The sequence below is a fragment of the Nocardioides sp. genome, from assembly GCF_035576065.1.
Lineage (GTDB): Bacteria > Actinomycetota > Actinomycetes > Propionibacteriales > Nocardioidaceae > Nocardioides.
This window is the reverse complement of record NZ_DATLWX010000042.1, coordinates 16,771-39,066: the sequence shown is the minus strand read 5'-3', so window position 1 is coordinate 39,066 and position 22,296 is coordinate 16,771. Positions and strand designations below refer to the sequence as shown.

The window sequence follows — 22,296 nt, the reverse complement described above, 5'->3', positions numbered from 1 at the left end:
GCGTTACCGAACAGTCCGGGGGTCGAGAGTTCTCACGCACCCCGCGACTGTTCGGTAGCTGCTGCCGAGAGCGGTACGCCGATCGGTGACGGGCACACCACAGCCCTTGCTGACCCGACGGCCAAGGGTCGCCTGGGCCGATGAAGTGCCAGTGACAACGCTTCTCGGCCGAGCATCTAGTCCCGGCTCTGGACGGCGCTGACGGCGTCGTAGCCGATGAGCACCAGCGCGTCGCTGGGGCTCCGGATCTCCAGGAAGTCGGCCCCCACCCGGCAGACCACCGCCTCGTGCTGAGCGCCGTCGACGAGGTGGACGACGCACCGGAGCTGCGACTCAGCCAACCGGCGCAGCGCTGATGCCAGGCCCAGCTTGTGCAACGGGGACCAGGCCGCCTCCGGCACGGAGCGATCCGAGGCGCCATGGACGACGTGGATACGACTCGTGCGCACGATCCAGTCCTGGGCATGGCCGCTGACCAGGCACCACCCGGTCCCGACGCGCTGGAGCGCACCCTCGATCCGCCCCACCCCCGCCACGTCCAGGCCGACCTGCAGACCGGTGCTGGCCACCAGCCGGGACTCGAGGCTGACCTGGCGGTAGGCGGCGCGACTTCGGTCCACGAGCTCGGCATCGCGATCGAGCTCGTAGAGCGCGGCGGCCTGTCCCTCGAGGTCGTCGAAGAGGACGAAGAGCTGGTCGTCCCAGGACGGCTGCGGCGGCATCGGCCAACTCTAGCGGCCTGTGCACAAGCCGTTGACTACACGCGCAAAAGTCCCTTAAATGTGTCAAACAGAAGCAAACGAAAGGTTTGGCGATGACTCGGGACACCGCTCCAGGCTCTGCTCGACCCACCGTGGTGTGGGTCCTGGTCTCGGCCGCGGTCGCCGGCACCTGGGCAGGCGTGGCCCGGACAGTGGCGTCCCTCGGCTCCGAGCAGGTGTGGACGGGCACCTTCGAGGAGCTGCTGGTGGCAGTGGCCTCGGCCGCTCTCCTCACCTGTGCGTCCTGGCTGTGGATCGTCACCACGCTGACGATTGCCGACCTCTTGGCCGGTCGCGCGTGCTCGGCGCAGGGTCTGACCCGTCGCCTCGTCCTGGTGGCCTGCGGGGTCGTCGTCGTGGCCGGCGTCTCCAGCCCGGCCCTCGCCCGGGGCGGCGCCGACGAGCCCGTGCTCGCGGGCCTTCCGCTGCCCGACCGGGCGGTGGCCGGAGCCCCTGCCGGGCGAGCGCAGGAGCCGCGGCCCGCCACCGCTCCCCGACCGACCGTTCGACATACGCCCCCGGTTGCGGCCGCGACGGGGCGTCCCGAGCCCATCACCGTGCGGACTGGCGACTCGCTGTGGTCCATCGCGCAGGCCGACCTCGGGCCGGATGCGGGGCTCCACGACGTCGACGAACGGTGGCGAGCCCTCTATGCCGCGAACCGCGCCGAGATCGGCGACGACCCCGACCTCATCACGCCGGGCCAGCAGCTCCGCCCGCCCCTGCCTGAGACCGACCAGTGACCGACCCGAAAGGCACGCGCATGCCCATGGCACCCGTCATCCCGATCCGTCGAACCGTCCCGGCCGCGAGCGTCCAGGGCTCGCTCGCCCTCGACCTGACCCCGCGTCTCGATCCACCCGACGCGAGGCCCGCCACCGCCTGCCAGCGTCGCAGTGACGTGGTCAGCGTGGAGCCGGGCGAACGGATGGCCCTGGACCGCTTCGCCCACGCGTTCCTCGTCCGGGCCACTGAGATCGCGTCCGGTGACCGACCGGTGACCCAGCTCCTGCGCCAGTCCGCCCCCCGGGTCTACGACGACCTCGCACGCCGGGCCCGCCTGGTCTCGGCGGCCGCCGGCACCCTGCCGTCCCGAGGCCGTGGCCGTGGCGCGGTCCGCCCGGTGCTCAGGACCATGCGCACCAGCCTGGTCTCGTCGGGCGCGCTCGAGGCCTCGGCACACGTGCGCTACGGCGCACGGTCGCGCGCCATCGCCGCCCGGTTCGAGGCCCGGGACGGCCGCTGGCAGTGCGTCGCGCTGGAGTGGGCCTGACCCGGTCTGATCAGCCGCCCACGGTCGCGTGCCCCGATGCCCCGCCGGGAGCTCCGTGACACTTCTTGTACTTCTTGCCCGACCCGCAGGGACAGTCCATGTTGCGGCCAGTGCCGGCGAAGGGATCCTCGTCGACCGGCGCAGTGGTCACCTCCACGTCACCGTCCTCGCTAGGCGCCGAGTAGGCCAGGTTGGTCGGCTTCGCCTTCCGCTCCAGGCCCTTCGCGCGGATCTGCGGGGCGGCGTCGCCCTGAGACTTCCGCTGCGCCTGCGCGAAGTCAATCTGGGGCGTCGTCGGGTCGAGCGTGGGTGCAGCCGCCCGGTCGGACTCGGTGAACGTGTCCTCGCCGACCTCGTCGCCCTCCTCGGTCTCCTGCTCGACCTCCACCTGCAGGTTGAACAGGAAGCCGACGGCCTCCTCCTTGATGCCGTCCATCATCGCGGCGAACATGTCGAAGCCCTCGCGCTGGTATTCCACGAGCGGGTCACGCTGCGAGTAGGCGCGCAGACCGATGCCCTCGCGCAGGTAGTCCATCTCGTAGAGGTGCTCGCGCCACTTGCGGTCGAGCACGGAGAGGATCACGCGTCGCTCGAGCTCGCGCATGACCTCCAGGCCCACCTCCGCCTCGCGACGGTCGTACGCCGACTGGATGTCCTTCTTCAGGTCCTCGATCAACGCCTGGCGACTCAGGCCGGTGCGGCCACCAGCAGCCTTCTCGACGCTCTCCGTGGTGAGCTCGGTCGGGTAGATCTGACGAAGAGCCGTGAACAACCCGTCGAGGTCCCAGTCCTCGGCGTAGCCCTCGGTGGAACCGATCACGTAGCCGGTGATCACGTCGTCGATGAACGTGCGGATCTGCTCCTCGAGGTCCGCACCCTCGAGCACGCGACGACGCTCGCCGTAGATGACCTCACGCTGCCGGCTCATCACGTCGTCGTACTTCAGGACGTTCTTGCGGGACTCGAAGTTCTGGGACTCGACCTGGCCCTGCGCGCTGGCGATGGCGCCGGTGACGCGCTTGTTCTCGATCGGCACGTCGTCGGGGACCTTCAGCACCTGGAGTACCCGGTCGACCCAGTCGGACTTGAACAGGCGCATGAGCTCGTCCTGCAACGACAGGTAGAACTGCGACTCACCCGGGTCGCCCTGCCGCCCGGAGCGACCGCGCAGCTGGTTGTCGATGCGGCGGGACTCGTGACGCTCGGTGCCGATGACGTACAGACCACCGAGGTCCTTGACCTCGTCGTGCTCGTTGCCGACCTGGGCCTGGATCTTGTCCACCATGGCCGGCCACGCCGCGTCGTAGTCCTCGGCGTTCTCGACCGGGTCGAGCCCCTGCTTGCGCAGCTCCTGGTCGGCGAGGAAGTCGACCGACCCACCCAGCATGATGTCGGTGCCTCGACCAGCCATGTTGGTGGCGACGGTGACCGAGCCCTTGTGCCCGGCCAGGGCGACGACCTTGGCCTCGTCGGCGTGCTGCTTGGCGTTGAGGACGGTGTGCGGGACGCCCTTCTTCTTGAGCAGTCCCGAGAGCAGCTCGGACTTCTCGACGGACACGGTGCCGACGAGGATGGGCTGACCCAGGGCGTTGCGCTCGGCGATGTCGTCCACCACGGCGGCGTACTTCGCCTCCTCGGTGCGGTAGACGAGGTCACCCCGGTCCGCGCGCGACATCGGCTTGTTGGTCGGGATCGGGACCACGCCGAGCTTGTAGGTCTTGTCGAACTCCGAAGCCTCGGTCATGGCCGTCCCGGTCATGCCGGAGAGCTTGTCGTAGAGACGGAAGTAGTTCTGCAGGGTGATGGTGGCCAGCGTCTGGTATTCCTCGCGGACCGTCACGCCCTCCTTGGCCTCGATCGCCTGGTGCAGGCCGTCGTTGTAGCGGCGCCCGGCGAGCATGCGGCCGGTGTGCTCGTCGACGATGAGCACCTCGCCGTCCATCAGGACGTATTCCTTGTCGTTGCGGAACAGCTCCTTGGCCTTGATGGAGTTGTTCAGGAACGAGATGAGCGGGGTGTTGACCGAGTCGTAGAGGTTGTCGATCCCGAGGTGGTCCTCCACCTTGGTGATACCGGGCTCGAGCACCGAGATGGTGCGCTTCTTCTCGTCGACCTCGTAGTCGACGTCCTTGCGCATCGACTTGGCGATGATCGCGAACTCGCCGTACCACTTCACCTCGTCCTGGGTCGGACCGCTGATGATGAGCGGGGTCCGGGCCTCGTCGATGAGGATCGAGTCGACCTCGTCGACGATGGCGAAGTTGTGCCCGCGCTGGACGCAGTCCGCGATGTCATCGGCCATGTTGTCGCGCAGGTAGTCGAAGCCGAGCTCGTTGTTGGTGCCGTAGGTGATGTCTGCGGCATAGGCGACGCGGCGCTCGGCCGGGCGCATGCTCGGCAGGATCACGCCCGTGGTCAGCCCGAGGAAGTGGTGGATCCGGCCCATCCACTCCGCGTGGTACTTCGCGAGGTAGTCGTTGACCGTGACGACGTGGACGCCCTTGCCCGACAAGGCGTTGAGGTAGGCGGGCAGCGTCGAGACCAGCGTCTTGCCCTCGCCGGTCTTCATCTCGGCGATGTTGCCGAGGTGGAGTGCCGCGCCGCCCATGAGCTGGACGTCGTAGTGCCGCTGGCCGATGACCCGGTTGGCAGCCTCACGCACGACCGCGAAGGCCTCAGGCATCAGGTCGTCGAGGGTCTCGCCCTTCTCCAGCCGGTCCTTGAACTCCTGCGTCATCCCGCGGAGCTCGTCGTCGGTCATCTTGACGAAGTCGTCCTCGATGGCGTTGACCGTCTTGGCGATCGCCTCCAGCTCGCGAAGGATCTTGCCCTCGCCGATGCGGAGGAGCTTGTCGATGATGGCAGGCACGGTGATGAAACTCCGTCATGAAGATTGATGAGACTGGACAATTCAGGAAAAGGACGGCCGGATGGCCGTCGATCATGCTACCCACGCCACCCAGCGACAGCAGAGGCGGCGGCCAGCGCAGGCGCGAGATCACCGCGAGGCTCCACCACGATGCTCGTCAGCCCCAGCCAACCGGCCAGCCGGACCAGCTCGGCCGCGAGCTCCTCAGCGGTCGCTGCGGGCGCGCGCTCCTCGGCGTACGCGCCCTTCACCAGCAGCCGACCACCCGCACGGTCGGCCTTCAGGTCCACCCGGGCCACGATCGCGTCGCCCAGCAGGAAGGGCAGCACGTAGTAGCCGTGCACGCGCTTGTGGGCCGGGACGTAGATCTCGATCCGGTAGTGGAAGCCGAAGAGCTGCTCGGCGCGGTCGCGCTCCCAGACCATCGGGTCGAACGGGCTGAGCAGGGTCCTGGCCTCGACGCGTCGCGGCAGCTTGGCCGCCGTGTGGAGGTACGCCGACTTCCCCCAGCCCTGCACCTGGACCGGTTGGAGCTCCCCGGTCTCGACCAGGGTCTCGACCGCAGCCTTCGCGTCGGCCATCGACATCCGGTAGTAGTCGGCGAAGCAGCGGACCGTGCCGACGCCGTGCGAGCGTGCAGCGCGGCGGACCAGCTCGACGTCCGCATCCACCTTGCTCGGTCTCGGCAGGGCCAGGACATGCGGGGGCAGCACCCGCTCCGGGACGTCGTACAACACCTCGAACTGACTGGTGCGGCCAGCGATCGCCACGTCACCCACGAGGAAGAGGTAGTCGAGGACCCGGCGAGCATCCGACCAGTTCCAGCCCCAGTGCTCCTTGAGCCGGGGCTGGCTGAACTCCTCGTCGAGCCCCCGCGCCGTGACCGGGCCCCGATCGCGTACGGCGGCCAGGACGCGCGGCTCGAGGTCCGAGTCAGCGACGAAGCCCCACTTGCCGCGCTGGGTGCGGTAGCGGTCCATGCGGTGCTGCATCACCGGCCACAGGTCCACCGGCATGAAGGCCTGGACATGAGCCCAGTACTCCACGAGGCGACGAGGGCGTTGCTGCGAGGCTCGCCGCAGGAGGTCGGGGTCGTAGGGACCCATCCGCGAGTAGAGCGGCATGTAGTGGGCACGCTGCAGCACGTTGACCGAGTCCACCTGCAGGACGCCGGTCCGTCCGACCGTGCGCTGGAGCGTCGCCATCGACGCCGTGGCATGGGGGCGGTCGGTGAAGCCCTGGGCCGCCAGGGCGACGCGGCGTGCCTGGACGTTCGACAGTGACTGCAGCGGTGTCATCGCCTGGCCATCGCCGTCAGGGAAGGTCGAGCAGCTTTTCCTTCATGGCATACATCACAGCTTCCATCCGTGAGTGCAGCTGCAGCTTCTCCAAGATGTTGCGCACGTGGTTCTTCACGGTGTTCTCGGAGATGAACAGCTCCTTGGCGACCTCGCGGTTGTTCAGGCCCTTGGCGACCAGCCGCAGCACCTCGAGCTCACGGTCGGTGAGCTTGAGCGCCGTGCTCCGCTCCTTGTTGGGCTTGGACATCTGCTTGAACTCGTCGATCAGCTTGACCGCCATGGACGGGCTGATCAGCGACTGGCCCTCGTTGACCACGCGGACCGCCTGCGCGACCTCCTCGATCGAGGAGTCCTTCAAGAGATATCCCGAGGCGCCGTTCTTGACGCTCTCGTAGAGGTCGCCCTCCTCGTCGGACACCGTCAGCATGATGATCTTGGCCGACGGCACGCCCTCCTTGATGGCAGTGCAGGCCTCGACGCCGCTGCGTCGCGGCATCCGGACGTCGAGGAGCACGACGTCAGGCACGAGGGCGACAGCGAGCTCGGTGCCGGTGATGCCGTCTTCTGCCTCGCCCACCACCTCGATGTCGAGATCCTGCGCCAGCAGCATCGTGAGCCCCCGGCGGAACAGCTCCTGGTCATCGACCACGAGAACTCGGATGGGCTCGGCCCCTGGCCTCATTGTTGCCTCGGTCACGCCCGCATCATGTCATGACGCGGGCGTGACCGGTCTTCACTTGGGGCTCTCTTGGTCCAGATCCAGCGAAATCACGCCGTAGTCGTAGCCACGCCGGCGGTAGACCACCGAGGGCTTCTCGCTGTCCTTGTCGACGAAGAGGTAGAAGTCGTGACCCACCAGCTCCATCTCGTACAGGGCGGTGTCGAGGGTCATGGGCGTGGCCGCGTGGGACTTCTCGCGCACGACCAGGGGCCCGTCGCCCACGACGGTGATCGGACCCACCTGACGCTCGGTGACTGTCTCGTCGAGGCCCTCCGAGCTCTCCTCCGTCTTCAGCGGCTCCACCTCCGCCAGCGCCTCGCTCACGGAGAGCGGCGCGTGCCGACCGTGGTGGACGCGGCGGCGGTCCGCGGCCCGACGCATCTGGGCGGCCATCTTGTCGACCGCCAGGTCCAGCGCCCCCATCTTGTCCTCAGCAGCTGCCTCGGCGCGGATCACCGGACCCTTGGAGAAGGCGGTGAGCTCCACTCGGGTGGCTCGGTCGTGTTGTCGTGGGTTCTTCTCCTGTTCCACCTCGACCTGCACGCGGATGATCCGGTGATCGTGCTTCTCGAGTCTGGCGAGCTTGTCCGAAACATGTTCACGGAACCGCTCAGACACCTCGCAGTGTCGGCCGGTGACCACAACATCCATGTGAACCTCCTTGTAGCGGGCTGCTCAAGCACCCACGCCTGCACGTTTGGCAAGGTGAGATGGAGCCCGCCCGGCCGACCTGGTCTTCGTCCCCACAATCGCCTGCTGGGGCTTCCGCAGCTTGAATGCCACTACCGGCCCTCTCCCGACGGTCGCCGTGTCTGACGGCGGCGCCGAAGCAGGACTTACGTCTAAGCCGCACCGTGATCGGCTGTCTCCAGCCTTACGTGGACCGTTTCGCCTGCGACTGGCATCGGCTTGCCATCCATGATGGTGCGCACGCGCACCGGCCCGGATGACGCAACCACGGACCCGGACGGACTCCATGGACCGACGCTAGCCCCTTGCACCTCAGGACAAAAGCGAACGGCTGAATTGAGCGGGAAGCCTGCGGCGCGTCGCGGCGATGACGGCGATGCCGACCGGGGTCAGACCCACCGCGGTCAGGGCACGTTGGGCCTCGGCGGCGGTGGCGCCCGTGGTCAAGACGTCGTCACAGATCACCACGTGCCCATGGGTGTGTCGCCGGGCGAGTCGGGCCAGCCGGGGTGAGGGACACGCCATCGAGCCGGCCAGGTTGGCCGATCGCTGGTCGGCGGACAGTCCTGCCTGGTCCACCACCGATCGGCTCGACACCAGCAACGGTGCAGACGACGCGGTGAGTCCATGGCTCCGCAGGCGGGACACCGCGACCCGGACGAGGGCGCCCATCGGGTCGTAGCCCCGGCGCCGGCCGGATCCTGGGCGCGAGGGCACCGGAACGAGCACGAGCGGTTGCTCGTGGTGCGGTACGGCGCACAGCACGGACTCGACCAGCAGGTCGCCCAGGACCCGACGGAAGGCGAACTGGCCCCGGTCCTTGTGGCCGACGACCATCTCCCGGACGGCCCCGTCGTAGTCGGCCACGGCCCACGGGGTCACCAGGCCCGGCGGCGTCGGCTGGGGCCAGGAGATGCTCGCCCGGGCGGGTAGCAGCCCCCAGCACGCAGGACAGAGCATCCGACCGGGGCGCCCGCACCCGACGCAGGTGCTCCCCGTCAGCAGGTCGAGGACGGCGTCGCGCACCCCGTCATCGCATCAGGCCTGCCGCGCCGCGACAAGGCCCCGCTCGGAGGCTGTGGAGGCCTCAGCCGACGTAGGTCAGCGAGGAGAGCCCCTGCTCGGGCGCCTGCAGCGGGCGCTCGGGGGCAGTGAGGTCACTGACGGCGTCCCGGGCCACGGCAAACACCTCTGCACCCTCCACCGGGGAGCTGACGAGCTCGCGCTTGCCGCCGCGGACGGACGAGGCCCCCACGAGGAAGAGCTCGCCGGGCGAGCCGTCCACCGAGATCGTCGCGACCTGGGAGAGGTCGTCGTTGATGTCCGTCAGCACCGAGATGCTGGTCGGGGACCGCCAGCCGATGTCTCGGATGACCGGCGTCGCAGCGGCGGGCTGGAAGTCCAGCACGACCGCCCGCGTCGCCCGCAGCACGTTGCCCGAGAGGTTGTGGAGGACCCGGCTGGCGACGACCCGGTCGCCCGTCGGCGTACGCACGACAGCGACCAGCCTGCTTCCGTCGCGAGAGACGAGCAGGCGGCGTACGTCGCGGCCGCTCATGCCGGGCACGTTGATGGCGCGCGGCGACTGGTCGCCGATGACGACGCTGATCACCGCGCCGCCGCGTGCGCGGTCGGCCAGCCAGATCCGGTCCGCGAAGTCCCAGGCAGGGGGCAGGAGGTTGCGGCCGCCGCTGGCCACCAGCTTGGCTCGAACCTCCTCGTCGACGGGGGCGACGAGGACGTCCTGGCCGTCGGTCGTGACACCGGCCACCCGGTCACCGGCCAGGTTGACGCCGATGGAGCGCACCCCGAGCCGCTCGGTGCCCATCGCACCGGAGGTCTCGGTGAGCGACCCGATGGAACCACGCACGACACGACCGTCCACCAGGCCGAACAGGTCGCCACTCGCCTGCGCCCCGGTGGGGTCGTAGGCGGTCCCGACCTCTCTGGTGACAGGGATCGCCTCGCTGGACTCGCCTTGCTCCTCCTCGCCGATCGCGAGCTGCAACGCCCTGATCCGCTGATCCTGGCGCAGGGTCCAGACCAGCTGGGTGAGGATCAGGTCGCGGCGCTCGTCGTCGACGGCGCTGGGATCTCCGAGCAGCGAGACCTCCGCTGTGCCGTCAGCCTTGACCGGCACCGGGAACGACTCGAAGCCCGGGGGAACGACGGTTCGACTCACCCGGGGATCGGCCGTCGGGTCGTCGAGCAGACCCCGAACCATCGAGGACGCCAGCTGATCACCCTCGGGGACGAAGACCGGTTCCGGCACAAGGATCTGGGTGGTGGGGTCGAAGAAGTACAGGGACACGCGGCGATACACGCCCGCGAACCACGTCTCTGGGACGATCAGCGCGTCCGGCAGCACGGCGATGCGCCGCTCCCCGTTCTCGACCGTGACCTCGAACACCTGGGTCTTCTCGTCCCGCGACCGCTGCCAGGCACCCCGTTCGTCGTACATCTCGAGGCTGCTCATCGGGAGTGCCACCTCCCGCTCGCCCTCCGGGTCACCCAGCTCGCCATAGGTGACGATCGCCTCCGGTTTCCAGCTCAGCTGCGCGTCGGCGGTGAGGAACTGGCGAGCGACACTCGTCGTGCTGGGCGTCGCCTTCATCGCCTCCAGGAAGTGGAGGACGATCTCGGTCGCCGACTCCCCCTTCTGCGGCGGCTTGGGGTCGTAGGCGATGCCGGACGTGGTGGTGTCGGTGGTGTCGGTTCGGACCTCGGTGACCGGCCCCTCGCTCGGCATGCGCACACACGCCGACATCACCAGCAGGGTGCAGAGGAGGAGGGCGGCGCGGGCCGCCAAGGTCTTCACGCGGACTCCAGGGCGTCCGCGGGCACGAGCGGCAGCGGGCTGTGCCGGAGCGGCTCGTTGAGCCTGCGGGGCAGCGTGAGCCGGAACTGCGAGCCCTCGCCCGGCCGACCCCAGGCCTGGAGCCATCCCCCGTGCAGGTGGGTGTCCTCGAGCGAGATCGACAACCCCAGGCCGGTGCCGCCACTGGTGCGGGCGCGCGCCGGGTCGGCACGCCAGAACCTGTTGAACACCATGGCCGACTCGCCGGGTCCGAGCCCGACGCCATGGTCGCGGACCGCGATCGCGGCAGAGTGCTCGTCGCCCCCGACGAAGACGTGGATGTCACGGGACTCGGCATGGTCGATGGCGTTGGTGACGAGGTTGCGCACGATCCGCTCGACGCGGCGTACGTCCGCCTCCGCCAGGCACGGGTGCCCGGGTCCGTGCACGATCACCCGCGTGTCGCGCTGCTCGGCCAGGGCCCGCGTCAGGTCGACCACACGATGGGCCACGTGGACCAGGTTGACGTCCTCGGGCTCGAGGACCGCCGCTCCTGCGTCGAAGCGGCTGATCTCCAGGAGATCGGCCAGCAGGGTCTCGAAGCGGTCCAGCTCCTTCTGCAACAGCTCGGCCGCGCGCTTGGAGCCGGGGTCGAAGTCCGTCCGCGCGTCGTGCAGGACGTCGCTGGCCATGCGTACGGTGGTCAGCGGTGTGCGCAGCTCGTGCGAGACGTCGGACACGAACCTGCGCTGCAGGCGACTGAGTTCCTCCAGCTGGCGGATCTGCTTCTGGAGGTTGCTGGCCATCTGGTTGAACGAGGTCGCGAGGCGCGCCAGGTCGTCCTCACCGGTCACGCGCAGCCGCTCCTGCAGCTGTCCGGCGGCGAGCCGTTCGGCGACGCGTCGCGCCATCCGCACCGGCGTCACGACCTGTCGGGTGACCACCCAGGCCAGTCCGGCGACCAGGAGCAGCAACAGCGCCCCTGCCGTCAGCAGCGCCCGACCGACCAGGTCGAGGGTGTCGGACTCCTCCTCGAGGGAGTAGAGGTAGTAGAGCGTGTACGTCTCGTTGTCGGCCGGCAGGGTCACCTGGCTGCCGACGACGATGCCCGGCCCCGGCGGCAGCCCGGTGATCTCCCGGCTGGTCCGGATCGTGGTGAAGGTCCAGGAGGTGGCCGCCGGCTGCTCGAAGTGCTCCTGCAGCGACGCCGGTACGCTCGACAGCTCGAGGCCCCGGGTGAACTGGGCGCCGCCGTCCTCGAGCCGGCCGCCGGGCCCGGCCGCCGGCGAGAGGATCACGGCGAAGCCCCGGGAGGAGCCGCGGCTGATGATCGGCGCGACGAGGTCCTCCTGCTGTCGGGACTCGTCGTCGGTGCCGACCGCGGAGGAGAGCCGCTCGCGGGCATCGGCCGTCTCGTTCTCGGCCTCGGCGACCACCTGGTCCACTCGGTTGTCGACGAGACCGTCCCGGGTCTGCTGGATGAGGAACGCCCCGACGATTCCCACCACTGTGGCGGAGAGCAGCAGGGTGCTGGCCACGACCCGGGCCTGGATCGAGCGGCGCCAGAACGTCAGGGCCCGCCGGACGCCGTGGGTCGCTCTGTCCACCGGCCGGATCGGGGGTGCAGCGACGGGGGTCTGGGGCGTGGACATGGTCGGGCTACGCCGTACCGGCCTTGTATCCCACGCCGCGGACCGTGACGACGATCTCGGGGTTCTCGGGGTCGTGCTCGACCTTGGACCGCAACCGCTGGACATGCACGTTGACGAGCCTCGTGTCGGCGCTGTGGCGGTAGCCCCACACCTGCTCGAGCAGCACCTCGCGGGTGAAGACCTGCCACGGCTTGCGAGCAAGGCACACGAGGAGGTCGAACTCGAGCGGGGTCAGGTTGACCGACTCCTCGCCGCGCGTCACGGAGTGCCCGGCGACGTCGATGCTGAGGTCGCCGATGGTGAGGGACTCGTTGGTGGGCGCATCGTTTCGGCGGACGCGGGCGCGGATCCGCGCCACGAGCTCCTTGGGCTTGAACGGCTTGACGACGTAGTCATCAGCTCCGGACTCCAGGCCCACCACCACGTCGATGGTGTCGCCCTTCGCCGTCAGCATCACGATGGGGACCCCGGACTCGGCCCGGATCTCCCGGCAGACGTCGATGCCGTCCTTGCCCGGCAGCATGAGGTCGAGCAGGACGAGGTCGGGCTTGAAGCTGCGGAAGGCTTCGAGGGCCAGGTCGCCACGGGTGACGATCCGGCACTCGAAGCCTTCCTGGCGCAGCACGATGGACAGCATCTCGGCGAGCGACGAGTCGTCGTCCACCACCAGCACGCTGCCCCTCGTGGGCTGCTCGGTCGGGCTCATGTGAGGCAGTCTGCCTCAGTATCGGTACAGATCGGACTTGTAGGGGCCTTCGACCGGCACGCCGAGGTAGGCAGCCTGTTCCTTGGAGAGCTCCGTCAGCTCGACACCGAGGGCGTCGAGGTGGAGACGGGCGACCTCTTCGTCGAGGTGCTTGGGCAGCACGTGCACACCGAGGTCGTACTCGTCGGCCTTCGTGTAGAGCTCGATCTGTGCCAGCACCTGGTTGGTGAAGGAGTTCGACATCACGAACGACGGGTGACCCGTCGCGTTGCCGAGGTTGAGCAGACGACCCTCCGACAGGACGATGACCTTCTTGCCGGGCTCGCCGTCCTCCCCCGGGAAGATCCACTGGTGGACCTGCGGCTTGATCTCGTCCTTGACGATGCCGGGGATCTTGGCCAGGCCGGCCATGTTGCTCTCGTTGTCGAAGTGACCGATGTTGCCGACGATCGCCTGGTGCTTCATCTTCATGAAGTGCTCGACGGTGATGATGTCGAAGTTGCCCGTGGTGGTGATGAAGATGTCAGCCGTCTCGACGACCGACTCGAGGCGCTTGACCTCGTAGCCGTCCATGGCCGCCTGCAGCGCGCAGATCGGGTCGATCTCGGTGACGATGACGCGAGCGCCCTGGCCGCGGAGCGACTCGGCCGAGCCCTTGCCGACGTCGCCGTAGCCACACACGACGGCGACCTTGCCGCCGATCATGACGTCGGTCGCGCGGTTCAGGCCGTCGATCAGCGAGTGGCGGCAGCCGTACTTGTTGTCGAACTTGCTCTTGGTGACCGAGTCGTTGACGTTGATCGCCGGGAAGAGCAGCGTGCCCTCGCGGAAGCGGTCGTAGAGACGCAGGACGCCGGTGGTGGTCTCCTCGGAGACTCCCTTGATGTCCTTGGCGATGTTGGTCCAGTGCTGCGGCTTGGCCTCGACCGAGCGGGCCAGGACACGCAGCACCTCCTTGAACTCCTCGTTGTCGGTGCTGTCCTGGGACGGCACGACGCCGGTCTTCTCGAACTCCGCACCGAGGTGCAGGAGCATGGTGATGTCGCCACCGTCGTCGAGCAGGACGTTGGGGCCGACCGGGTTGCCGGCGGTGTCGGCGGTGTCGGCGGTGTCGGCGAAGTCGAAGACCTTCTCGGCCTCGTCCCAGTACTCCGCGAGCGACTCGCCCTTCCAGGCGAACACGGGCGTACCGGCGGGCGCGTCGACAGTGCCCCCGGTGGACGGGCGTCCCACGACGACGGCCGCGGCGGCGTGGTCCTGGGTGGAGAAGATGTTGCAGGTGGCCCAGCGGACGTCGGCACCGAGCGCGGTCAGCGTCTCGATGAGGACGGCGGTCTGGATCGTCATGTGCAGTGATCCGGCGATGCGGGCTCCGGCGAGCGGCTGGCTCGCGGCGAAGCGCTCACGCATGGCCATCAGTCCGGGCATCTCGTGCTCGGCGAGCTCGATCTCCTTGCGGCCGTATTCGGCCAGGCTGAGGTCAGCGACCTTGAAGTCCATCGTTGTCTCCTGAAGTGTGTGGAGCGCGTCTGCGCCGCACGTCTGTGCGTCGTCGGGATCTCCCACGCTGACTTCAGAAGCGTAGAACCGGCTTCACCGATTCTCAGAATCCTCGACGGGCCCGCCGGGGGTCACCTCGGGTGCCACGTCGGGGAGGCCGTCGATGGTCGGTTCGCGCACGTCGGGATGCGTGCTGTCGTGATCGCCGTCGTGCCCCTTGTCCTGGCGGTGGGGCAACAGGTGCATGAGGGCGACGACGATGCCGCCGACGACGAGTCCCAGGACTGCCGAGAGCAGCGTGTTGACCAACCATCCCCCCACGCCACCGAAGGCACCGAGCGCGTCGTGGGCGCCCTCCTCGAGGTGGTGCACGAAGTCGTACGGCGCATGCAGGACCTCGGCGAGGGTGCCGCTCAGCGACTTGGACAGGTCGTTCAGGCTGAACAGGAGGATGTGCCCCCCGACCCAGATCATGGCCGCGATGCCGATCACCGAGATGACCGCCAGCACCTTGGGCATGCCGGCGACGAGTGCGTAGCCGACCTTCTTCGCCACCTGGGAGGGCTTGGTCGTGAGGTGGACGCCGACGTCGTCCATCTTGACCAGGAGCGCGACGAAGCCGTAGACGGCAATGGTGATGAAGATGGCGACCACGGTCAGGATCACGGCCTTGGTGACGAAGCCCGGATCGGACTTCACCACGTCATTGAGTGCGATCACCATGATCTCGGCCGACAGGATGAAGTCGGTGCGGATGGCACCGGCGACCGTCGCCTTCTCGTGCTCGGGCGTGAGCCCGCCGAGCTCCTCGACCTCTGCCTCGGTCTCCTGTTCGTGGCCGTGCCCGCTGATCTTCTCCCAGACCTTGTGGGCACCCTCGTAGGCCAGGAAGGTGCCACCGAAGATCAACAGGATCGGCAGCAGCCAGGGGGCGAACTCGCTGAGCAGCAGGGCCGCGGGCAGGATGAACAACAGCTTGTTGCGCAGCGAGCCGATGGCGATCTTCTTGATGATCGGCAGCTCGCGGGCGGCCGCGGAGCCCTGGAGGAACTGGGGCGTCACGGCGGTGTCGTCGACGACCACGCCGGCGGCCTTTCCGCTCGCCCGACCGGCGGCAGCGCCGATGTCGTCGACCGAGGCGGCGGCCAGCTTGGCCATCGCTGCCACGTCGTCGAGCAGGGCGAAGAGTCCTGCGGCCATCAGGCGATCTCTCTCACGTCACTCACGACGTCACCCTATCCAGCGCTCATTCGTCGACCAGACCCACGCGGAGGTACTCCGCGGCGTAGAGGCCCTGCAGCATGAGCGAGGCGTAGCGCGCCACCTCCGTGGCCGCGTCGGTCGTCAGGGTCTCCGTCCGCACCCCGCGGTCGGCCGCCGCTGCCTGCAGACGACCACGCTGCTCCCTGACCGCCGGGTCCTCCGCCCCGTCGTCGAGGACGACGAGGAGTGGGCGTCGGTCACCGACCTCCTCGGCGAAGGGATCCTCGAAGACGTCCCGCTGCCGGGTCGCCTCGATCAGCGGGAGGAGGTGGTCGGCGTCAGCGGCGAGTGCGCTGCGGCCGCTCGCGCGCCGCATCGACTCCGCGACGCGTCGAGCCGCGCGGGCGGCCAGCACGGAGCCGCCCCACACGACCGGCGTGGTGTCGGCCAGGGCGATGGCCAGCATCTTCGCCGGGTTGACGGCCAGGTCTCGGTGGGGCGAGCAGGAGAGGGCGACCTCGTCCAACGCCGTCGCGACGCTCTCGGCATCGGCGCGCGGGCCCAGGCCGACCTGCTCGAGGTAGTCGAGCATGACGACCGCGGTGGCGAGCTGGTCACCCGTGACGGTCGGCAGGATGGTGGTGTAGCGGCCGGCCGCGTGCTCGGCGACCAACGACGTGGGCGGACACGCGACGACGACCTGTGCCCCGCGGCGTACGGCCTCGGCGACCGCGGACGCGGAGGGCGAGTCCGAGCCCTCGGGCGCCAGCATCACGACCAGGTCGAGGCTCCCGGTCCAGCCGGGCAGTGCCGGAGCGGGCCAGGCGACGAACGGGACCGGGCACCGCGGCTCCAGGACGGCCCGCAGCAGGCGGGAGTCGGGACCGGCGGCGATGACCGCGCGCGGTCTCGACGACGTGCGGTCACGGGCGATCGCCTCGGCGGTGGCGCTGGCGGCGTCGTGGGACTCCCGGCGCACTCGGGCGCCGCTCTCCGCCAGGCTCCGCAGCCGGAGGCCGAACGCCTCCAGCACCGCCTCGTCGTCGAGCCGGGACTCGTCGAACCACGTGGCCATGTCGCTCCCGCTCCCGGCTCAGGCCGGCTTGCGGGCTTCGTCGACGAGCAGCACCGGGATGTCGTCGCGGACCGGGTAGGCCAGGCCGCAGCCGGCGCAGACGAGCTCCTCGCCCTGCACGGACAGGTCGCCGTGGCAGTCGGGGCACACGATGATGTCGAGCAGACCCTGGTCGATGTTCATGACTGACTCCTGATGATCGTGAGGATCTCGTCGCGGACGCGCTCCATGGTGGCACGGTCCCGGCCCTCGGCGTTGAGCCGCAGCAGCGGCTCGGTGTTGGACGGACGGACGTTGAACCACCAGTCGTCATGGCTCACGGTGAGCCCGTCCAGACGGTCGGTGGTGACACCTTCGGCGTCGGCGTACTGCTCCTCGAGGCCGTCGACGATGCTGGCCTGGTCGGCAGAAGTCGAGTTGATCTCACCGCTGACGACATAGCGCTCGTACGCCGACAACAGCTCGGACAGGGGCGCGTCGGTCTCCGCCAGCGCAGCCAGCGCGTGCAGCGCCGCCAGCATGCCCGAGTCGGCCTTCCAGAAGTCGCGGAAGTAGAAGTGGCCGCTGTGCTCGCCACCGAAGATCGCACCGGTCTCGGCCATGGTGGCCTTGATGTAGGAGTGGCCGACGCGGGTGCGGACCGGCTTGCCGCCGAGCTCGGTGACCATCTCCGGCACGGCGCGGCTGGTGATCAGGTTGTGGATGATCGTCGACCCGGGCTCCTTGGCGAGCTCCCGGGCGGCGATCAGCCCGGTCAGGGTCGACGGCGAGACCGCGACGCCACGCTCGTCGACGAGGAAGCAGCGGTCGGCGTCGCCGTCGAAGGCCAGACCGATGTCGGCTCCCTCGGTCAGGACCCGCTCCTGCAGGTCGACCAGGTTGGTGGGCTCGATGGGGTTGGCCTCGTGGTTCGGGAAGGTGCCGTCGAGCTCGAAGTACATCGGCACGACCTCGATGCGGTCGGTGCCGACGCGCTCGAAGACTGTGGGGGCGGTGAGCCCTGCCATTCCGTTGCCGGCGTCGATGACGACCTTCAGGGGTCGCCCCACCCGGGGCTCGGGGACGGGCGCCAGCGACAGCAGGTGTGCGGCGTACGCCTCCAGCACGTCCTGCTGGCTCACGCTGCCGACGGTGGTGGCGCGCCGATGGCCACCACGGACCACCGAGTCGCGGATCTCCAGCAACCCCGAGTCGGAGCCGATCGGCACCGCGCCGGCTCGGCACATCTTCATCCCGTTGTACCCCGCAGGGTTGTGGCTCGCGGTGAACATCACGCCCGCGTGGTCGAGGCGGCCGGACGCGAAGTAGAGCTGGTCGGTCGAGGCCAGCCCGATCATGATGACGTCGGCGCCGGCCTCGGTCGCGCCCGCGGCGAACGCGCCCGCGAGGTCGGGCGAGCCGGGCCGCATGTCGTGGCCGATGACGATCGTCGGGGCGCCGATCACCTCGACGAACGCGGCGCCTGTCGCACGCGCGAGATCCTCGTCGAGCTGGTCCGGAACGGTGCCGCGGACGTCGTAGGCCTTGAAGATGGCGTTGACGTTCGCCTGGTCCAGCGTCGCACTCGTCGGCATGGGGGCAGCGTAGTCAGGAGGCTGCGTGCCGCTCCGGGTCGGCCCGGTCGGAGTAGTGCCGGAGCGCCTCGAGGAAGTCGTCCCGCCCGAAGGCGGGCCAGGGCTTCGAGCACACGTAGACCTCGGCGTGCGCCGTCTGCCACGGGAAGAAGCCGGACAGGCGGTGCTCACCGCTCGTGCGGATGACGAGGTCGATCTCCTTCACCGGGCCGCCGCCGAGGTGCGCCGTGATCGCCTCCGGGTCCGAGGCGTCGGCGCCGTCCCGCATCGCGGCACGGATGGCGCCCACGATGTCGGCCCGTCCGTCGTAGGCGATCGCCATCGTCAGGTGTCTCGCCCGGCCGGCAGTGGTGCGGACCGCTCCGGTGAGCGCCCCCCTCACGTCCGGCGGCAGCATCTCGAGGTCCCCGGACACGTGCAGCGACCACTGCTCCGACCGCTCCACGAGGCTCGGCAGCTCGCCGGCCAGCAGGTCGAAGAGGAAGCCCACCTCGTGCGCCGGGCGCTTGCGGATGTTGTCCGCCGACAGGACGTAGGTCGTCACGTGCTCGATGCCCGCCTCCACACACCACGCGAGCAGGTCCTCGACGTGTTGGGCCCCGGCCCGGTGACCGTGGCTCACATTGGTGAGCCCGGCGGCTCTGGCCCAGCGGCGATTGCCGTCCATCACGACCCCGACGTGGACGGGCGCCCTGCTCATGCGGACCTCGCTCACAGGCTGGCCGCCAGGCGGTTGCCCAGGTCGGCGATCAGCTCCGGGTCACCCGTCGTCCCCGGCTGCCACGGGACTTCAAGACGGTCCTTGGTGGTGTCGGCATAGCGCGGTACGACGTGCAGGTGGAAGTGGAAGACCGACTGCCATGCCTCGGCGCCGGAGCAGTTGAGCAGGTTGACCCCGTCGGCATCGAAGGCGACGACAGCGGCCTTGGCGATGCGTTGGGCGGCGCTCGTCACGTCGACCAGGTCGTCGGCGCTGATGTCCAGCAGGTCCCGGCTGTGCCGCTTCGGAATGACCAGCACGTGCCCGTCGGAGGCGGGGTTGATGTCCATGAAGGCGTACGTCGAAGGGCTTTCGGCGACCTTGACGCTCGGGATGTCGCCGGCCGCGATGCCGCAGAACAGGCAGGAGTCGGTCATGTGGCTCACGCTAGCGAGTCACGGGGCCAGTGGGGGTCTACCGTCTGCGGATCAGTGGGCCGGAGGACCGGTGTGACAACCCATTGACGGCGCGTTCCGTATTCACTGTGAAGCCCTGGCCACCGGAGGAGAATCATGGACACGATGCAGGAGAAGCTGGATCGCTCGTTCGGCGACGGTCCCGCGCTTCCGCCGGTCGGCATCCACGTCACCGCAGGTCGACGCGCCCTGATCCGGCGACGGGTGGCCGGCGTGACTGCCGGCCTCGCTGCCGTCACCGTGCTGATCGCGGGCTGGTACGCCGTCTCGCCCGGTTCCACGACCGCCTCCGACCTGCGCGGCGGGGATCCGGCTTCGACGACCTCCCCGGCCGATCCGAGTCCCTCGCAGGACTCCGCCCCTGCTGCTTCCGAGGCGCCATGGCCCAAGGCGAGTGGCCCAGGTCCTGGTCCTGGTGTGTTGATCCGCTACACAGACGGGGAGCTCGAGGTCCGGCCGGGAGTGATCGTCCACGAGCACATCGGTAATCCCTACGGGTTGCAGCCGCCGGAGTTCTCCGACGCACTCGACGTGACGTGGAAGGGCGAGCGGCACTGGCTGATCATCAAGAAGCGCCGGATGCCTCTGGGCACTCTGGATTTGTGGTCGGAGCCCAGCGATGGTTGGGCGAGCTTCGCCGACTACGTCGCCAGCCAGGTCGACCCCACTGCGGGCATCGTCAGCGGTTGGCCGGAGACGTTCCGGCTCGACGACGAGGAACGGGTCGTCCCGACTCCCGGCACCCAGGTCCTCAATCGCACCGACGACCCGCAGCTCGGTCCGACCTTCGCGTCACCGGGCGACATCACGGGCGCGGCGGTGGTGTCGGTCGCCGGCAAGGAGGGGAACTACTTCGTCGTGTGGCGGGTGGTCGACGGGACGCTCGACGTGATCACCACGCCGCCCGGCGACATCGTCGGACGCACGTTCGAGGAGCTCCTGGCCTGGGCCCAGCTGAAGTACGCCTCGGGCGAGGGACTGCGATGAGGACCCCTTCGAGGGACGCCGAGTTCAGCGCCTTCGTCAGCGCTCGACGCACCCATCTCCGGCGCATCGCCTACGCGGTGTGCGGCGACTGGCACCAGGCGGACGACCTCCTCCAGACCGCGCTGGTCAAGCTGTACGTCGCCTGGCCGCGGCTGCACCTGGATGGCCGCGAGGAGGCCTACGTCCGGCAGATCATCGTGCGCGCCAACATCGACGAGAGCCGACGACCCTGGCGACGCGAGCGGCCCGGCCTTCTCGGGCACGACGCCGTCGCCAGGACGGAGCTGCCGCTCGAGGAGCGGTCGGCCCTCTTCGACGCGTTGCAGGATCTGCCCATCGCGCAACGCAAGGTGGTCGTGCTGCGGCATTGGCTGGGCTTGTCGGTGGAGGAGACAGCGAGTGAGCTGGGCATCGCGACCGGCACGGTCAAGAGCCACTCGTCGCGAGGCCTCGAGAAGCTGAGGACGGCGCTGGCTCGAATGGAAGGAGCCGAGCCGCACTCGGCCATCGAGGCCTCTCAGTCCCCGGCCACCCAAGGTCCCTCCTGAAGAGTGCGGGCCGGACCTGTGCCGCACTCTTCAGGAGGGTCGTGGAGGCGTAGCCGGGAGGGCGTAGGGGCGATCTGAGCGCGTGCCTGCGGCCCTGTAGGTGGTGGTCTGCGGGTGTGGGGCCGGGGTCGTCACTGTCACGAGCGTCACGGCCTTGACTCCGCATGTCGGTGTCATAAGTTTGGCGCGATGACGAGCGAATCGTTGGAACGAGAGTGGCAACTCCTCTTGAAGGCCGACCCTGCCGCCAGAGCCGCGCTCGCTGCGACGGGCCCTCGTGGCGCGTACGAGTCGATCACCTGGTCCCGAATCGACCTGCTCGGCGATCCTCGGATGCCCCACGCAGGTGACCTCTATTGCGCTTGGGCCGAGCTTGAGGACCTGTACGAGATCGGCCGCTCAGGCCCGGAGCAGTTCCACGCAGTCGTTCGCACCGCGGCGCAGAGTTGGCTGGCAAGACCCGCCGCGCAGTCCAGTGAGTGGCTCGAACGATGGGCGACCGACACGCGTGGCGCGGTTGCCGCACGGTTCACGGCGGATGGAACGATCCTGGACAGCTCGTCCTGACGACCGCACTCACCGGCGACCGGTGCATGGAACGAACGATTTGCCGCGGCCGTCGAAGCCGTATGCGATCTGCCCCAGCGATCATGCTGGCGTTACTGACCGCCGCCACCTTCCTGCCTTTCGGGCATGAGCCAGCAGCGGCCTCGTGCGCCAGCCCCTACCTCACCAACGTCGACGATCTGGTGACTCGCCCAGGCGCCACCGTCGAGATCAAAGGTGCTGGTTTCGCGAACGGCTGTCAGGACCTCGGCTCGTGTACGACCACGCTCGGCTGCAGTGAGTGCGACTACGGCGCCGAGCCCACGCCGAGGAGCGGCATCACTCTGACCCTGCGCCAGCAGGGACGCTCGTGGCCCCTCGGCACAGCCGAGGCCGGGGAGAACGCCACGGTCACCTGGACCGTCGACATCCCGAGCGAGGTCAAGGCCGGCTGGGCGACCCTGGTCCCGGAACACGGTCAACGGGCCAAGGTCCGCGTCCGCTGAACGCCGAGGCGCGCGCACACGCTCGCCCTGTGCGCACGAGCTGATCGCGGCATGTGCGGTGGTCTCGTCACGCCCGCTCCGTCGCCACCAGCACGTCACCTTCGGCCACGTCATCCCTCGACCAGGCGGTCACTGTCAGGCCGACTCGCGGTAGGGCGTCTTTCATCGTCCTCAGCATTCTCGGCGCTGCGTCGATCCCGACACATGTGGCTCGGGGTCCTGTTTCGCGGCCCTCGACCGCAAGCACATCGCCGATAGAGACCTCCCCTGCCAGGATCGGGCCCAGGACCGTCGTGCCGCGCTCCGAGAGGTCGAACACGCCTTCAACCCGTAGGCGAAAGGACTCAGCCGCAGTCATCGCTCAATGATGCAGGGGGTCGGTCTGATCGCGCGACCGCACATCGGTACCCA

Annotated in this window: 22 protein-coding genes; 5 read left to right on the top strand and 17 right to left on the bottom strand. The window is 69.0% G+C overall.

The window, feature by feature from the left end; all coding sequences use genetic code 11:
- Positions 1-176: 176 nt before the first annotated feature.
- Entirely contained in the window at positions 177-722 is a 546-nt protein-coding gene (locus VNJ48_RS18320; protein ID WP_325604756.1) for a hypothetical protein, read from the bottom strand.
- Positions 723-814: 92 nt separating this feature from the next.
- Between VNJ48_RS18320 and VNJ48_RS18315 the strand changes: the two genes are divergently transcribed.
- Together VNJ48_RS18315 and VNJ48_RS18310 are read left to right on the top strand one after the other, a co-directional pair.
- Positions 815-1,504, top strand: coding sequence for a LysM peptidoglycan-binding domain-containing protein (locus VNJ48_RS18315; RefSeq protein WP_325604754.1), 690 nt, complete (start codon positions 815-817; stop codon positions 1,502-1,504).
- 20 nt (positions 1,505-1,524) lie between these two features.
- Entirely contained in the window at positions 1,525-2,034 is a 510-nt protein-coding gene (locus VNJ48_RS18310) for an Rv3235 family protein (protein ID WP_325604752.1), read from the top strand.
- Between the two features lie 10 nt (positions 2,035-2,044).
- Here the strand turns inward: VNJ48_RS18310 and secA are convergent, their stop codons facing one another.
- The 15 genes from secA to VNJ48_RS18235 form a co-directional block, all read right to left on the bottom strand.
- Complete coding sequence (gene secA, locus VNJ48_RS18305) at positions 2,045-4,903, bottom strand: preprotein translocase subunit SecA (protein ID WP_325604750.1); 2,859 nt, start codon at positions 4,901-4,903, stop codon at positions 2,045-2,047.
- 77 nt (positions 4,904-4,980) lie between these two features.
- Positions 4,981-6,201, bottom strand: a complete 1,221-nt coding sequence (locus VNJ48_RS18300) for a winged helix-turn-helix domain-containing protein (RefSeq protein WP_325604749.1) — start codon at positions 6,199-6,201, stop codon at positions 4,981-4,983.
- A 16-nt stretch (positions 6,202-6,217) separates the two neighbouring features.
- Entirely contained in the window at positions 6,218-6,901 is a 684-nt protein-coding gene (locus VNJ48_RS18295; protein ID WP_325604748.1) for a response regulator transcription factor, read from the bottom strand.
- Between the two features lie 36 nt (positions 6,902-6,937).
- Positions 6,938-7,576, bottom strand: coding sequence for a ribosome hibernation-promoting factor, HPF/YfiA family (gene hpf, locus VNJ48_RS18290; RefSeq protein WP_325604746.1), 639 nt, complete (start codon positions 7,574-7,576; stop codon positions 6,938-6,940).
- 351 nt (positions 7,577-7,927) lie between these two features.
- Positions 7,928-8,641: a ComF family protein gene (locus VNJ48_RS18285; protein ID WP_325604744.1), complete on the bottom strand. Its 714-nt coding sequence runs from the start codon at positions 8,639-8,641 to the stop codon at positions 7,928-7,930.
- Between the two features lie 61 nt (positions 8,642-8,702).
- The gene (locus VNJ48_RS18280) at positions 8,703-10,433 is read right to left on the bottom strand and encodes an LpqB family beta-propeller domain-containing protein (protein ID WP_325604742.1); all 1,731 of its coding nucleotides are present in this window, start codon (positions 10,431-10,433) and stop codon (positions 8,703-8,705) included.
- Positions 10,430-12,064 carry an MtrAB system histidine kinase MtrB gene (gene mtrB, locus VNJ48_RS18275; protein WP_325604740.1) on the bottom strand — a complete coding sequence of 545 codons (1,635 nt, stop codon included), beginning with the start codon at positions 12,062-12,064 and terminating at the stop codon, positions 10,430-10,432. The genes VNJ48_RS18280 and mtrB overlap by 4 nt, the downstream gene beginning before the upstream one ends.
- A gap of 7 nt (positions 12,065-12,071) precedes the next feature.
- Positions 12,072-12,770, bottom strand: coding sequence for an MtrAB system response regulator MtrA (mtrA, locus tag VNJ48_RS18270; protein ID WP_325604738.1), 699 nt, complete (start codon positions 12,768-12,770; stop codon positions 12,072-12,074).
- 15 nt (positions 12,771-12,785) lie between these two features.
- Positions 12,786-14,270 carry an adenosylhomocysteinase gene (ahcY, locus tag VNJ48_RS18265; protein ID WP_325604736.1) on the bottom strand — a complete coding sequence of 495 codons (1,485 nt, stop codon included), beginning with the start codon at positions 14,268-14,270 and terminating at the stop codon, positions 12,786-12,788.
- Positions 14,271-14,363: 93 nt separating this feature from the next.
- Positions 14,364-15,470 (bottom strand): DUF808 domain-containing protein, encoded by a 1,107-nt coding sequence (locus VNJ48_RS18260; RefSeq protein ID WP_325604734.1) that lies wholly within the window; start codon positions 15,468-15,470, stop codon positions 14,364-14,366.
- A gap of 46 nt (positions 15,471-15,516) precedes the next feature.
- Positions 15,517-16,548 carry an SIS domain-containing protein gene (locus VNJ48_RS18255; protein ID WP_325604731.1) on the bottom strand — a complete coding sequence of 344 codons (1,032 nt, stop codon included), beginning with the start codon at positions 16,546-16,548 and terminating at the stop codon, positions 15,517-15,519.
- An 18-nt stretch (positions 16,549-16,566) separates the two neighbouring features.
- Complete coding sequence (locus tag VNJ48_RS18250) at positions 16,567-16,725, bottom strand: Trm112 family protein (protein ID WP_349255869.1); 159 nt, start codon at positions 16,723-16,725, stop codon at positions 16,567-16,569.
- 2 nt (positions 16,726-16,727) lie between these two features.
- Positions 16,728-18,122, bottom strand: coding sequence for a phosphomannomutase/phosphoglucomutase (locus VNJ48_RS18245; protein ID WP_325604728.1), 1,395 nt, complete (start codon positions 18,120-18,122; stop codon positions 16,728-16,730).
- 13 nt (positions 18,123-18,135) lie between these two features.
- Positions 18,136-18,822: a polyprenyl diphosphate synthase gene (gene uppS, locus VNJ48_RS18240; protein ID WP_325604726.1), complete on the bottom strand. Its 687-nt coding sequence runs from the start codon at positions 18,820-18,822 to the stop codon at positions 18,136-18,138.
- Positions 18,823-18,833: 11 nt separating this feature from the next.
- Positions 18,834-19,259: an HIT family protein gene (locus VNJ48_RS18235; protein WP_325604724.1), complete on the bottom strand. Its 426-nt coding sequence runs from the start codon at positions 19,257-19,259 to the stop codon at positions 18,834-18,836.
- Between the two features lie 135 nt (positions 19,260-19,394).
- Between VNJ48_RS18235 and VNJ48_RS18230 the strand changes: the two genes are divergently transcribed.
- The 3 genes from VNJ48_RS18230 to VNJ48_RS18220 all read left to right on the top strand — a co-directional run bounded on the left by VNJ48_RS18230 (position 19,395) and on the right by VNJ48_RS18220 (position 21,885).
- Positions 19,395-20,285 (top strand): hypothetical protein, encoded by an 891-nt coding sequence (locus tag VNJ48_RS18230; RefSeq protein ID WP_325604721.1) that lies wholly within the window; start codon positions 19,395-19,397, stop codon positions 20,283-20,285.
- Positions 20,282-20,833 carry a SigE family RNA polymerase sigma factor gene (locus tag VNJ48_RS18225; protein WP_325604719.1) on the top strand — a complete coding sequence of 184 codons (552 nt, stop codon included), beginning with the start codon at positions 20,282-20,284 and terminating at the stop codon, positions 20,831-20,833. Before VNJ48_RS18230 ends, VNJ48_RS18225 begins: the two co-directional genes overlap by 4 nt.
- Positions 20,834-21,483: 650 nt before the next feature.
- Positions 21,484-21,885, top strand: coding sequence for a hypothetical protein (locus VNJ48_RS18220; RefSeq protein WP_325604716.1), 402 nt, complete (start codon positions 21,484-21,486; stop codon positions 21,883-21,885).
- 67 nt (positions 21,886-21,952) lie between these two features.
- On the opposite strand, the gene VNJ48_RS18215 is transcribed toward VNJ48_RS18220, so the two are convergent.
- The gene (locus VNJ48_RS18215; RefSeq protein WP_325604712.1) at positions 21,953-22,243 is read right to left on the bottom strand and encodes a hypothetical protein; all 291 of its coding nucleotides are present in this window, start codon (positions 22,241-22,243) and stop codon (positions 21,953-21,955) included.
- Between the last annotated feature and the right edge of the window lie 53 nt (positions 22,244-22,296).